This window comes from Fredinandcohnia onubensis (genome assembly GCF_002734285.1).
Classification (GTDB): domain Bacteria; phylum Bacillota; class Bacilli; order Bacillales; family Bacillaceae_L; genus Ferdinandcohnia; species Ferdinandcohnia onubensis_A.
This window is the reverse complement of record NZ_NSEA01000023.1, coordinates 136,541-150,799: the sequence shown is the minus strand read 5'-3', so window position 1 is coordinate 150,799 and position 14,259 is coordinate 136,541. Positions and strand designations below refer to the sequence as shown.

Here is a 14,259-nt window from a genome sequence, read left to right as displayed (position 1 = left end):
TGAGGTGAAGGCATGGGGAAAATCGTTCTACTAGATGACCTTCTTTCAAATAAAATAGCAGCAGGGGAAGTAGTTGAAAGGCCTGCCTCAGTTGTGAAGGAATTAGTTGAGAATGCCATTGACGCAAACAGTACTGTTATCGAAATTGAAATAGAAGAAGCAGGCCTTTCCAAAATACGAATTATTGACAATGGTGACGGCATGGATAGTGAAGACTGTGTGAATGCCTTTCATCGTCATGCAACAAGTAAAATAAAGGACGAAAATGATTTATTTCGAATTCGGACATTAGGGTTCAGAGGTGAGGCGCTACCTAGTATTGCCTCTGTCTCTGAACTTGAGATGAAGACAAGTACAGGAGACAATTCAGGTACCCATATTCTCATAAAAGGTGGTCAGTTTGTAGAGAAAAAGGCAACAAATAGTCGTAAAGGAACTGACATCACGGTTTCTAATCTCTTTTTTAATACTCCAGCTCGCTTAAAATATTTAAAAACCGTTCATACAGAGCTTGGCAATATTACGGATGCTGTGAACCGGATTGCTCTTGCTCACCCGGAAGTTTCCTTTCGGTTATTGCATAATGGAAAACGACTTTTATATACAAGTGGCAATGGAGATGTTAGACAAGTACTTGCTGCAATCTATGGTCCAGGAATTGCAAAGCAAACGGTGCCTATTCATTTGCAATCATTAGACTTTAATGTAGAAGGCTTTATATCCATGCCTGAAGTTACAAGGGCATCGAGAAACTATATATCAACCATTATTAATGGTAGATATATAAGAAATTATCCACTAGTTAAGGCTATTCAGCAAGGCTACCATACCCTGTTACCGATTGGAAGATTTCCGATTGTCTTGCTCGATATTAAGATGGACCCATTGTTAGTTGATGTGAATGTCCATCCAGCAAAACTAGAGGTTAGAATTAGTAAAGAACAAGAACTTAATCAATTAATTGATCAAGGAATTAAGGATGTTTTTAAACATAAACAACTAATTCCGGATGCTATAAATCCGAAGAAGAAAGAAGTTCAAAAATCGGAGCAGCAACAATTTGTATTTCAGCATTCGATAAAAGCAGAACCACGAGAACAGCAACCATTTGTCCCTAAATTTGTAGAGACAATTCAACTGGATTCGAGGAAAGAAGAACCTAAAATTGAAACACAAACTCAGGTAATTCCATCGATTTATGAAGAAAGAGCACAGGAAAGGGAAAAACTGGTAATTGAAGAAAGTGACTTCACAACTACTGTTACCTTGGATGAGAATGAAGAGACCGATTTTGAAAGTACTGAAATAAAAATAAACGAAGCTGAACGGGTACCAGTTATGTATCCAATCGGTCAAATGCATGGAACATATATTCTTGCTCAAAATGAGAATGGTTTATATATAATCGATCAGCATGCTGCTCAGGAGCGAATTAAATATGAATATTTCAAAGAACGGGTCGGAGAAAATATTTCTGATCTTCAGGAACTACTTCTTCCGATTACATTGGAATATTCAACTGATGAATGTATCAACATAAATGCGCATAAGCAAGATTTAGAACAGGTTGGAATCTTCCTAGAACCATTTGGCCATAACAGTTACATTGTACGCTCACACCCACAATGGTTTCCAAAAGGTGATGAAAAGGAAGTTATTGAGGAAATTATCGAACAAGTGCTTAATGATAAGAAGATAGATATTAAGAAATTGAGAGAAGCAGCTGCGATTATGATGAGCTGTAAAGCTTCTATAAAAGCGAATCATCATTTACGCAACGATGAAATATTTGCATTACTTGAAACGCTCCGTAAAACAAGTGATCCGTTTACATGCCCGCACGGTCGACCAATCATCATACACCATTCGACCTATGAAATGGAAAAAATGTTCAAACGAGTCATGTAAATATACTATATAAAATGGCGGAAAACTCGCTAAATGGGCGAGTTTTCGCTTTATAAGACAAAAGTAGTAGGTAACTATTGAAAAGGTTTAAGAAAATTGTTATTTTCTAAGTCAATTTGGTTATAATAATTTAGTATTCGTCTTATTATCTATGTTACGATAATAGTATGAATTGAGGTAAAGGTAGTGATTGATTGGAAGAATTGAAAAAAGAAAAGCTTGTCGTTCTAATTGGTCCAACCGCAGTTGGAAAAACGAAACTAAGTATAGAGCTTGCTAAAAAGCTTAATGCCGAAATTATAAGTGGAGATTCCATGCAAATTTATAAAGGGATGGATATCGGTACTGCCAAAATCACAAGAGATGAAATGGAAGGGATACCACACCATCTCATCGATATTAAGGAACCACATGAGAGTTTTTCGGTAGCGGAGTTTCAAGAGGTTGTTAGAAAGTTAATTACGGAAATACATAATCGTGGTAAATTACCGATGATTGTTGGGGGTACAGGGCTTTATATACAATCTGTATTATATGATTATCAATTTACAGAAGATGCCTCAAATCCCGAGTATCGGAATATACTTGAACAAAAAGTTGCTGAAAGGGGAGTTGAACCTCTTTATCGGGAACTTAAAGAAATAGACCCGGACAGCGCAGTACGAATACACCCTAACAATGTAAGAAGAGTCATTCGAGCCCTAGAGATTTATAAAACAACCGGGAAAACAATGACCGAATATTTGGAGGGGCAAAAACATGAACTTATCTATGATGTTTCCCTAATTGGATTAACAATGGAACGAGAGAAATTGTATGATCGTATTAACCATAGAGTTGACTTGATGATAGAGTCAGGACTGCTTGAAGAGGTTTCATCATTCCGTTCGCAAGGTTTACGAGATTGCCAATCCATCCAAGCAATTGGATATAAAGAACTTTATAGTTATTTAGATGGGTCATCATCCCTAGAAGAAGCAATCCAACAACTAAAACAAAATACTCGCAGATATGCAAAGCGACAATTAACATGGTTTCGAAATAAAATGGATGTAAAATGGTTTGATATGTCAGCAAATAATGAGTTTGAAGAAAAATTTAATGAAATTTATAAATATATAGCAGGAAAGCTAGGAATTTAAGAGAATAGATAATAATAAGATGTATTCGATTGTCCAAAATTGGGCAATGACAGTTTCGGCATATTGCGCCGAAGATTCAAGAGGAGGACATTTCATGAAACAAGCAATCAATATCCAAGACCAAATTTTAAACACACTACGTAAGGATGGGACATTTGTAACTGTATTCTTATTAAATGGATACCAATTACGAGGATTAGTGAAAGGCTTTGATAACTTTACAGTTCTATTAGAAACTGAAGGCAAGCAGCAGCTTATTTATAAGCACGCAATCTCTACTTTCGCTCCACAAAAAAACATTAAACTTGAGCTTGAATAATATCCGAAAAACAACCTTACTTGTAAAAGTAAGGTTGTTTTTTTCATCTTGTCTAATTTTTCTTCAAGATTTGTAAATTGGCTCATATACTTATAGTGTTATGGAATATTTTCCGGGAAAGCGCAATCTTTGACAAAAAGCAAGAGTCTTTTGTAATAAAAGTGAGAAAATTGTAGAAATAAAAAGGGAAAAGGAAAAGTCTAACAATTTACGTCCAGTTCCAGCGCCTAGCCCCGCGAGGTCATAAGCCACTTTAGAATTGAAGGCAAAGAGCGCCTTCTATTCTAAATCGTCTTATGCTTGTCGGGGCTGAACAAGGCGCTTACACTTTTGTTTTTTCCTTGGGCTTTTGTCACGAAATTAACCCAACAACGTATAATGTACTGAAATGAGAGGTGAGAGCTCTTGGACCAACAACCCATTACAATGAAGAACAATGGACAAATAAATGTCGTTTTAAATGGAGAGAAAAAGAAGTTAAAAGTATTACACTCGACATCTAAAGAAGCCATTTCAACGAAAGTCCAGACAAAACATACAGCTCTAAAAGAAATAGAGGAAGAAATGAGCGCTCTTGTTGGTATGGATGAAATGAAGAAAATGGTAAAGGAAATCTATGCCTGGATTTATATTAATAAAAAAAGAGAAGAACAGGGTTTAAAGGTAGGAAAACAAGCATTACACATGATGTTTAAAGGGAATCCTGGAACAGGTAAGACAACTGTTGCTCGCTTATTAGGGAAATTATTTCTGCAAATGAACGTCCTATCAAAAGGGCATCTCATTGAAGCAGAAAGAGCCGATCTGGTCGGGGAATATATTGGTCATACCGCACAAAAGACAAGAGATTTAATTAAAAAGGCAATTGGTGGCATTTTATTCATTGATGAGGCGTATTCCCTAGCTAGAGGTGGAGAAAAGGACTTTGGTAAAGAAGCTATCGATACGTTGGTAAAACATATGGAAGATAAGCAGCACGAATTTGTTTTGATTTTAGCGGGATACTCAAAAGAAATGGAGCATTTCTTATCTTTAAATCCAGGATTATACTCTCGTTTTCCACTTGTTATTGATTTTCCGGATTATACGGTTGAACAATTAATGGAAATTTCAGCAAAAATGATGGTGGAACGTGAATATGTATTCAGTCCGGAGGCAGAAAGAAAATTACGTGAGCATTTACTCGCTGTTAAAATGGATTCTTACCCCGGAAAATTTAGTAATGGGCGTTATGTTCGGAATATCATCGAAAAATCAATTCGAAGTCAAGCAATGAGATTATTAATCGACGATACGTATAGTAAACAGGACCTTCAGACAATTAGAACACAGGATTTGATTTTCAAAGAATAAACGTGCCGCCTATTACTAGGCGGTTTATTTATTTCAAATTGGTATAGTTTCAATAAATTTGATATGATAACGTAAGAAAATCACCTTCCATGAAAGTAGGTAAATTGATTGGTAAATGAACAAAAGAAAGATATGGAAAAAGCGATACTTGTAGGCTGCCACATTCAAAACGAAGACGAAAGTCGGTTTGAATATTCGCTCGAAGAATTACAGTCATTAACTAAAACTGCCAAGGGCCAAGTTATGATGACTGTTACGCAAAAGCGTGCAAAAGTCCATCCAGCTACATACATTGGAAAAGGAAAAGTGGAAGAGTTAGTGCATCTTGAAGAAGAACTAGAACCTGATGTAATCATTTTTAATGATGAGTTATCCCCAAGCCAGGTAAGGAATCTATCTTCTAGTCTACAAGCCAGAGTGATTGATCGAACCCAGCTGATTCTGGACATCTTTGCTTCAAGAGCAAATTCAAAAGAAGGAAAATTACAGGTAGAGTTAGCCCAGCTCCAGTATCTATTACCCCGATTAACGGGTAAGGGGATTGAATTATCAAGACTCGGTGGTGGAATTGGGACGAGAGGTCCGGGGGAAACAAAACTTGAGACCGATAGAAGACATATCCATAAGCGGATTGATGATATCAAAAATCAATTATCAGTAATTGTACAGCACAGGGAGCGCTATCGCGAACGAAGAAAGAAAAATAATACATATCAAATAGCGTTGGTAGGTTATACGAATGCGGGGAAATCGACATTATTTAATAGACTAACTGAGGCAGATTCATTTGAAGAAAATTTATTGTTTGCGACACTTGACCCAATGACTCGTAAAATGATTCTTCCTTGTGGATTAACTACACTATTAACGGATACAGTAGGATTTATTCAAGATTTGCCTACTTCGCTAATAGCTGCGTTTCGCTCTACTTTAGAAGAGGTAAAAGAAGCGGATTTAATTGTTCATGTGGTTGATTCTTCAAATCCTGATTATTTTAATCATGAAAAAACGGTCATAAAGCTTTTAGATGAACTAGGCGTTGAATCAATTCCGATTTTGACTATATATAATAAAAAAGATAAAATTCACCCTGATTTTGTTCCTTCGTCAACATCTAAATCCATTTTAGTCAGTGCATTTGATGAAAATGATTTACTGGTGATTAAAACAAGGGTAGAGGATTCAATGATTGAGGAGATGAAAGAATACAAGGTTTCGTTACCTAGCTCGGAAGGTAGACTATTAGCACATTTAAAACAAGAAACGATTTTGAAAGAACTCCGTTACAATGAAGAAGCGGAAAAATACGATTGCACAGGTTTTATTTTTCCTAGTCACTCATTGAATGTTCAACTAGACGATTTTCATTCATAAAGGGGAAAACATCATGTTTACAGAATTAGATTATGGTCAACTAATTTCGAAATTAGTTGAAGAAACCGAAAAACAAATTAATGAGGTACATACGAAGATTGATAAGAATATCGATTATAATCAATTTCGAGTATTAAAAAGCTTTCAAGAAAATCGAGTAAGTGATTCTCATTTCATTCCCTCCACGGGTTATGGCTATGATGATATTGGACGAGATACATTGGAAGCGGTGTACGCCCATATTTTTGGGGGTGAAGCCGCACTTGTACGTCCACAAATCATTTCGGGGACGCATGCTATTTCAATTGCGTTATTTGGAGTGTTACGACCGAATGATGAATTGCTTTATATTACAGGAAATCCATATGATACATTAGAAGAAATTGTAGGCATTAGAGGTACAGGAAATGGGTCCTTAAAGGAGTTTCATATCGGCTATAATACAGTCGATCTTACACCTGAAGGAAGACCTGATTTTGAAGCAATAAAAAATGCCATTCATGAAAATACAAAAATGATTGGAATTCAGCGTTCAAAAGGATATGCAACAAGGCCTTCCTTTACGATTGCGGAAATAAAAGAAATGGTCCGGTTCGTCAAAGAAATCAAGTCTGATGTTGTTGTTTTCGTTGATAATTGTTATGGTGAATTCGTTGAATTACAAGAGCCATGTCATGTTGGAGCTGATTTAATTGCTGGCTCGCTTATTAAAAACCCAGGAGGCGGACTTGCAAAAACGGGCGGATATTTAGTAGGGAAAAAAGAACTTGTTGAAGCTTGCTCTTATCGAATGACGTCGCCTGGCATTGGTGCGGAGGCAGGGGCATCTCTTTATTCGCTACAGGAAATGTATCAGGGATTATTCCTTGCACCTCATATTGTTGGACAAGCATTAAAAGGAGCCGTATTTACAGCTGCGATATTAGAAAAAATCGGTTTAAAAACAGAGCCAAGCTGGGATTGTGAAAGGACAGATTTAATTCAATCTGTTCAATTTGATAACAAAGACATGATGGTTGCCTTCTGTCAAGCAATCCAATATGCATCGCCAATAAACTCACATGTAACGCCATATCCAAGTTATATGCCAGGGTATGAGGATGATGTGATCATGGCAGCAGGAACGTTTATTCAAGGTGCAAGCATTGAATTAACAGCGGATGGTCCAACACGTCCTCCATACGTTGCATATGTACAAGGTGGACTTACCTATTCTCATGTGAAAATTGCCATTTGCCTTGCGCTTAACCATTTACTTACTAAACAACTAATTTCAATAAAAACTGAGGATTAATTTCCTCTTTTTTTTATATATATTTCTATGTTATGTTTTCTGACATGGTGTTGACAGATAATCTAACATCATATAATATTAACTTATTCATTGCGAAAAGGAGGATCCCATATGAGTGACGAAATTCGACGTTCCATGCCACTCTTTCCGATTGGAATTGTCATGCAATTAACTGAATTATCTGCAAGGCAAATTCGCTATTATGAGGAAAATGGTTTGATTTCTCCAGCAAGAACTGAAACAAATCGAAGATTATATTCATTTAATGACGTTGATCGATTACTTGAAATAAAGAGCTTGATCGAACAAAAAGTCAATTTGGCAGGAATTAAACAAATATTCGCAGTCCGAAATTCCGGGCAAGTTCCGGAAGAAAAACCTGTTGAGCCTGTTAAGCAGGAAATATCTAATTCTGAGCTGAGAAAACTTTTAAGGAATGAATTGTTACAAGCTGGAAGATTTAAAAAGCAATCAGGTCCGCATCATAATGATATGTCGAGATTTTTTCATTAATAGCATATAGATTACAAAACTATACTTACAACTAGGGTTGGGGAGGAAACACAATGTCCAAATATACGAAAGATGATATTTTTCGTTTAGCAAATGAAGAGAATGTAAAATTTATTCGCTTACAATTCACAGATATTCTCGGAACAATCAAAAACGTTGAAATTCCTGTAAGTCAATTAGAAAAAGCATTGAGCAACAAAATGATGTTTGATGGCTCTTCAATTGAAGGCTTCGTTCGTATCGAAGAATCAGATATGTACCTATTTCCTGATTTAAATACATGGGTAGTTTTCCCATGGACTGCGGAAAAAGGGAAGGTTGCTCGTTTAATTTGTGATATTCATAATGCGGATGGTACTCCATTTGAAGGGGACCCTCGTAACAATTTAAAGAGAGTCTTGAAAGAAATGGAAGAACTAGGATTTACGGATTTCAATCTCGGCCCTGAACCAGAATTTTTCTTATTTAAGTTAAATGAAAAAGGTGAACCAACACTTGAACTTAACGATAATGGTGGTTACTTTGACTTAGCTCCAACAGACCTTGGTGAAAACTGTCGCCGTGATATCGTGTTAGAGCTTGAGGAAATGGGATTTGAAATTGAAGCTTCTCACCATGAAGTTGCACCTGGACAACACGAAATTGATTTTAAATACGAAGATGCTTTAACAGCATGTGATGAAATTCAGACCTTTAAGCTTGTTGTAAAAACAATTGCTCGTAAACATGGTTTACATGCAACCTTTATGCCAAAACCATTATTTGGAGTAGCGGGTTCAGGAATGCACTGTAATCTATCATTATTCAAAGGTGGGGAAAATGCATTCTTTGATCCAAATGCGGATCTACAATTAAGTGATAATGCAAGACATTTCATCGCGGGTATTTTAAAACATGCTCCTAATTTTACAGCTGTTACGAATCCAACTGTAAACTCATATAAACGATTAGTACCTGGTTATGAAGCACCTTGTTATGTGGCTTGGTCAGCTCAAAATAGAAGTCCACTTGTTCGTATCCCGGCTTCACGTGGTTTAAGCACACGTGTTGAGGTGCGTTCAGTTGACCCAGCAGCAAACCCTTATATGGCAATGGCTGTATTATTAGCTGCAGGATTAGATGGTATCAAGAACAAGTTGACACCACCAGCACCTGTTGACAGAAATATCTATGTAATGAATAAAGAAGAGCGTAATGAAGCTGGCATTGTGGATTTACCACCAACTTTATCTCTTGCATTAGATATGTTAAAGCAGGATGAAGTGCTAATCAAAGCATTAGGCGGACATCTGTTCGAACACTTCATTGAAGCAAAAGAGATTGAATGGGACATGTTCCGTACCCAGGTTCATCCATGGGAGAGAGAGCAGTATATGACAATGTATTAATAAATTAACCCTTAACACATTTTGTGTTAAGGGTTTTTTGCTAATAAAAAGGGAACATTTCATTTAGAAATGTTCCCTTTTGAAATTAATGAATTGTACGGTAAACGCCGATGACTTTTCCTAGTATGGCTACGTTTTTCAGGATGATCGGTTCGAGCATTGAGTTTTCCGGTTGCAAGCGGATATGGTCTTTTTCTTTAAAGAAACGTTTTACAGTCGCTTCGTCTTCCTCAGTCATAGCTACAACAATATCCCCATTGTTCGCTGAATGCTGTTGTCTGACAATCACATAGTCTCCGTCAAGTATTCCCGCTTCAATCATACTATCACCCATAATCTCAAGCATAAAGATTTGATCATCATGGGCTGCAAAACGATCAGGTAATGGGAAGTACTCTTCAATATTTTCCACAGCTGTAATTGGTTGGCCTGCAGTAACCTTACCAATGACCGGAACATTCACAACGTTTGCAGTTGGAATTGTTTCATTTTCATCAACCTGTAAAATCTCAATGGCACGAGGCTTCGTAGGGTCTCTTCGAATCAACCCTTTGCTTTCAAGTCTGGACAAATGTCCGTGTACTGTTGAACTTGATGCTAAACCGACAGCCTCACCTATTTCTCTTACGGAAGGTGGGTAGCCCTTTTCTTTAACTTCTTGTTTTATGTAATTCAATATATCCTGCTGTCTTTTAGAAAGTTTCGTTGTCATCTTCGCTCATCCCCTTGCATTTATATTTTATATGTATCTAAATCTTCTTTTCATAATCTCTCGGTTCAGTGACCAAGTAATTTCGACAAATACCGAATTTCTTAAGTTGAGTATAGCATGTTTTACTAGATTATACAAACATAAGTTCGAATTTTCGTTGACACAAAACAAATGTTCGGTTTATAATAAAAACATAAAATACGAACAAACATTCTGTAGGAGTGAAATAAAGATGTTAAAGAAATTTCAAGGCGGATTTATCTATTATGTACTATTTGTTTTATTAAGTATGGGTATGGTTATTATTAGTGCAAGCTAAATACGTAATGTGGATGACTTGTAAATTATCTTTTCATCTAGTACTATGAACTATGATTTAGAAAAGAATAACAAGGAGTAAAATTATGCTTGCAAAAGATAAAATTGATCGGATCAATGCCCTTGCAAAAAAAGCGAAGACAGTTGGTCTTACGGATAAAGAAAAAGAAGAACAACAAGAGCTTAGACAAGAGTATTTACGTGTTTTTAGAAGTTCAATGACTAATACATTACATTCTGTAAAAGTCGTTGACCCTGAGGGTAATGATGTAACCCCAGAAAAACTGAAAGACAGTAAACGGAAAAGATTACATTAATAAAGAATACATAGATTTCTATGTATTCTTTTTTTTTGTGCATACTATCAATGAAAGAACTGCTTTGTTCTATGTTAGTTCATAAGAAACTTTTGAAAGGATGTTTACTTTTATGACACACTCACTAACTGACTTGTCGATAGCGTCAATTCGAACACTTTCTATTGATGCAGTTGAAAAAGCAAATTCAGGACACCCAGGTATGCCAATGGGAGCCGCACCCATGACATATGCTCTGTGGACTCGACATATGAAACATAACCCGAAGAATCCAAATTGGTTCAATCGTGACCGATTTGTTCTATCTGCGGGTCATGGCTCTGCATTATTGTATAGTATGTTGCACCTATCAGGCTATGACTTAACGATTGATGATTTAAAACAATTTCGCCAATGGGGCAGTAAAACCCCAGGACATCCTGAGTATGGCCATACAGCTGGTGTTGATGCAACAACTGGCCCGCTCGGTCAAGGTATTGCAATGGCTGTTGGAATGGCAATGGCAGAACGTCATTTAGCAGGTGTCTATAATAAAGACTCATTTGAAATTGTTAACCATTATACATACGCGATTTGTGGAGATGGTGACCTGATGGAAGGAGTATCAGGTGAAGCTTCATCATTAGCAGGACATTTAAAATTGGGTCGACTAATTGTTTTATATGATTCCAATGATATTTCACTTGATGGTGATCTTAATCAAGCTTTCTCAGAATCAATCGAACAAAGATATAAGGCCTATGGCTGGCAATATGTACGTGTTGAGGATGGAAATGATGTAGAAGCGATTGATAAAGCAATTGAAGAGGCTAAAGGTGATTTATCCCGTCCAGCTCTCATTGAGGTTCGAACAACAATTGGTTATGGTTCTCCAAATCGGGCTGGAAAGTCAAAGGCACACGGTGAACCATTGGGAGCTGATGAATTAAAATTGACGAAGGAAGCGTATAACTGGACGTTTGAAAATGATTTTCATGTTCCAGGTGAGGTATATACTCATTTTGAGGAAACAGTGAAAAGAACTGGAGAACAAAGCGAACAAGAATGGAACCAAATGTTCAGTCGTTATAAGGAGACTAATCCAGAACTCGGAAAGCAGTTAGAAATGGCAATAGAGGGTACACTTCCTGATGGTTGGGAGAAGACGCTGCCAGTTTATGAGGTAGGTAAGAAGCTTGCAACTAGGGCATCTTCTGGTGAAGCATTAAATGCTATTGCAAAGAGTGTGCCGCAATTCTTTGGAGGATCGGCGGATTTAGCGGGATCAAATAAAACAATGATTAACGGTGCTGCTGACTTTATGCCAAAGGATTACAGTGGTCGGAATATATGGTTTGGAGTACGTGAGTTTGCAATGGGTGCTGCTTTAAATGGGATGGCTCTTCATGGTGGTGTTAAGGTATATGGGGGAACATTCTTTGTATTCTCCGATTATTTAAGACCAGCGATTCGATTAGCTGCTTTAATGAAAGTTCCTGTAACTTATGTTTTCACCCATGATAGTATCGCGGTTGGAGAAGATGGACCAACGCATGAGCCTGTTGAACAATTGCCAGCATTACGTGCAATGCCAAATTTATCTGTCATTCGACCAGCGGATGGAAATGAAACAGCGGCTGCATGGAGAACGGCTATTGAATCGAAAGAAATTCCTACAGCCCTCATATTAACGAGACAAAACCTACCAACAATAGAAGGAACAGCCGAGAAAGCTTATGATGGTGTTCAGAAAGGTGCTTATGTTATATCACCTGCAAAATCTGGACAGCCAGCAGCTCTTCTATTAGCAACAGGATCTGAGGTTAGTCTAGCAGTTGAGGCACAAAAACAACTCGCAAGTGAAAATATTGAGGTGTCAGTTGTAAGTATGCCTTCTTGGGATCGCTTCGAGGCCCAGTCAAAAGAATATAAAGAGTCCGTTATTCCTACAAATGTGAAAAAACGTTTAGCGATTGAAATGGCAACACCACTTGGTTGGGAAAGATATACTGGCGATGAGGGAGATATTCTTGGTATCCATGAATTTGGTGCTTCGGCCCCCGGTGAAATCGTACTGAAGGAATATGGCTTCTCAGTTGAAAATGTAGTAAACCGTGTTAAACAATTGCTTCAATAGCAAAGAAAAGGGGTCTATTCGGGCCCTTTTTCTACATAAACAAAAGTTTCGACAAAACTAGACGATTCTTACTCCAACGTCAGACAAAAAACACAGACTCTTTCGAATATACTATTCTTAACAGATAGTATTAGGAGGAAAGAGTATGAGAGAATACCACATTTATTTAATAGAAGAAGAATTTGCAACTCATTACTTTGGACGGGAATCACTAATCTATCATTTATTTTTAGAGCACAACCAATCTAACCATGAACGGAAAGAAATACTCAATAAACAAATTGATTTTATTACAAGAGCGATTCCATCATTACGTATCCACCAAAAAATTGAAGGAAGCCTAGCTCATTATTCCTATTATAGGCGTCAAAGTCATATGCACACTCTTGAATGGAATGAATTTAATAGCTTTGCAAAACTTACGATACATAATGATTCCATCCATTTAGAGTCTACAGGCAGCTTTGAAGCTGAGACGGCATTTTTTGAAATTCTTCGTAAATATGATCGTTGTTTCCTAGCGATGGATTTTAATGCAAACAAATATGGGTGGTTAAACCCGATTAAAGAAAGAAAGTTTGTATAAAAGCTAGGAAAACATAAAACAAATATTGTATAATAGCTAATGGTTTAGTACACTGTAATGAGACAACATGAAGGAGGAAGTTTTTTTATGCAAATGTGGTTAGCTATCTTACTAATCGTGGTAGCTTTACTTGGTGGCGTTGCATTAGGATTTTTTATTGCACGTAAATACATGATGGATTACTTGAAGAAAAATCCACCAATCAATGAGCAAATGCTAAAAGTAATGATGATGCAAATGGGTCAAAAGCCTTCACAAAAGAAGATCAATCAAATGCTAAAAGCAATGAACGGTCAAATGGACAAGCAATAATAACTTGGACATGCATCCAACTACCATAAAAAGCCATTTTTCTAGTGAGAATTTCACTCGAAAAGTGGCTTTTTTGTATTCACTCTTATAATTCCATTTGATCAACATTGAGCTCAATTAAATTTCCATCAGGGTCTGCACAAAAGATTTGCGCAAAACCACTGACACTATCCGGTTTTTCTAGAACGGTCACATTATTTATTGATAACCAATTTAATGTGTCATAGTAGTTTTCAACTCTTAGTGCAAAATGACCTTCACGACTACTAATACTTTTATCCTTCCGAATTGTTTGAGATTCCGGTAGGTTAATTAAATGTAACTGCTGGTTTCCAATCGCATACCAGGCGCCAGGGAAATCAAAATTAGGCCGTTCAATCTCGTTCAAACACAGAATATTGCTGTAAAAATCCTTTGCCTTTTCAAGATTCGTTACCGTTAAACTCACATGATGAAGTTCCTTATATTTAATCATGAATATTCACCTCATTTTTTCTCTAAACCCATTATAGTAGAACTTTTAAGCAAATAGAATATTTTACACTTATTTCTCACTAAAAGCTTGGAAGCATCTTCCTAGAATTTTAAAAATTTGGTAAACTATTAT

Annotated in this window: 14 protein-coding genes; 12 read left to right on the top strand and 2 right to left on the bottom strand. The window is 36.8% G+C overall.

Annotation, left to right across the window (positions count from 1 at the left end):
- Positions 1-12: 12 nt before the first annotated feature.
- The 8 genes from mutL to glnA all read left to right on the top strand — a co-directional run bounded on the left by mutL (position 13) and on the right by glnA (position 9,291).
- Positions 13-1,908, top strand: coding sequence for a DNA mismatch repair endonuclease MutL (mutL, locus tag CKJ95_RS20415; RefSeq protein ID WP_099355297.1), 1,896 nt, complete (start codon positions 13-15; stop codon positions 1,906-1,908).
- A 194-nt stretch (positions 1,909-2,102) separates the two neighbouring features.
- Positions 2,103-3,050, top strand: coding sequence for a tRNA (adenosine(37)-N6)-dimethylallyltransferase MiaA (gene miaA / locus CKJ95_RS20410; protein ID WP_099355296.1), 948 nt, complete (start codon positions 2,103-2,105; stop codon positions 3,048-3,050).
- A gap of 94 nt (positions 3,051-3,144) precedes the next feature.
- Positions 3,145-3,369: an RNA chaperone Hfq gene (hfq, locus tag CKJ95_RS20405; RefSeq protein ID WP_057999880.1), complete on the top strand. Its 225-nt coding sequence runs from the start codon at positions 3,145-3,147 to the stop codon at positions 3,367-3,369.
- Between the two features lie 405 nt (positions 3,370-3,774).
- Complete coding sequence (gene spoVK, locus CKJ95_RS20400) at positions 3,775-4,722, top strand: stage V sporulation protein K (RefSeq protein ID WP_257215880.1); 948 nt, start codon at positions 3,775-3,777, stop codon at positions 4,720-4,722.
- A gap of 132 nt (positions 4,723-4,854) precedes the next feature.
- Entirely contained in the window at positions 4,855-6,096 is a 1,242-nt protein-coding gene (gene hflX / locus CKJ95_RS20395; protein ID WP_099355338.1) for a GTPase HflX, read from the top strand.
- A gap of 13 nt (positions 6,097-6,109) precedes the next feature.
- Positions 6,110-7,390, top strand: a complete 1,281-nt coding sequence (locus CKJ95_RS20390) for a methionine gamma-lyase family protein (RefSeq protein ID WP_099355295.1) — start codon at positions 6,110-6,112, stop codon at positions 7,388-7,390.
- 111 nt (positions 7,391-7,501) lie between these two features.
- Entirely contained in the window at positions 7,502-7,903 is a 402-nt protein-coding gene (locus tag CKJ95_RS20385) for a MerR family transcriptional regulator (RefSeq protein ID WP_099355294.1), read from the top strand.
- Positions 7,904-7,956: 53 nt separating this feature from the next.
- A complete protein-coding gene (gene glnA / locus CKJ95_RS20380; RefSeq protein ID WP_099355293.1) occupies positions 7,957-9,291 on the top strand; it encodes a type I glutamate--ammonia ligase in 1,335 nt (444 codons plus the stop codon).
- A gap of 85 nt (positions 9,292-9,376) precedes the next feature.
- Here glnA and lexA read toward each other — a convergent pair whose 3' ends face one another.
- The gene (gene lexA / locus CKJ95_RS20375; protein WP_099355292.1) at positions 9,377-10,003 is read right to left on the bottom strand and encodes a transcriptional repressor LexA; all 627 of its coding nucleotides are present in this window, start codon (positions 10,001-10,003) and stop codon (positions 9,377-9,379) included.
- A 404-nt stretch (positions 10,004-10,407) separates the two neighbouring features.
- Here lexA and CKJ95_RS20370 point away from each other — a divergent pair, with 404 nt between their 5' ends.
- The 4 genes from CKJ95_RS20370 (at position 10,408) to CKJ95_RS20355 (ending at position 13,652) form a co-directional block, all read left to right on the top strand.
- The gene (locus CKJ95_RS20370; RefSeq protein ID WP_099355291.1) at positions 10,408-10,638 is read left to right on the top strand and encodes a DUF896 domain-containing protein; all 231 of its coding nucleotides are present in this window, start codon (positions 10,408-10,410) and stop codon (positions 10,636-10,638) included.
- 112 nt (positions 10,639-10,750) lie between these two features.
- Positions 10,751-12,754 (top strand): transketolase, encoded by a 2,004-nt coding sequence (gene tkt / locus CKJ95_RS20365; RefSeq protein WP_099355290.1) that lies wholly within the window; start codon positions 10,751-10,753, stop codon positions 12,752-12,754.
- Positions 12,755-12,899: 145 nt separating this feature from the next.
- Positions 12,900-13,340, top strand: a complete 441-nt coding sequence (gene sirA / locus CKJ95_RS20360) for a sporulation inhibitor of replication protein SirA (protein WP_099355289.1) — start codon at positions 12,900-12,902, stop codon at positions 13,338-13,340.
- A gap of 87 nt (positions 13,341-13,427) precedes the next feature.
- A complete protein-coding gene (locus tag CKJ95_RS20355) occupies positions 13,428-13,652 on the top strand; it encodes a YneF family protein (RefSeq protein ID WP_099355288.1) in 225 nt (74 codons plus the stop codon).
- Between the two features lie 85 nt (positions 13,653-13,737).
- Here CKJ95_RS20355 and CKJ95_RS20350 read toward each other — a convergent pair whose 3' ends face one another.
- Positions 13,738-14,127 (bottom strand): VOC family protein, encoded by a 390-nt coding sequence (locus CKJ95_RS20350; RefSeq protein ID WP_099355287.1) that lies wholly within the window; start codon positions 14,125-14,127, stop codon positions 13,738-13,740.
- Positions 14,128-14,259 lie beyond the last annotated feature (132 nt).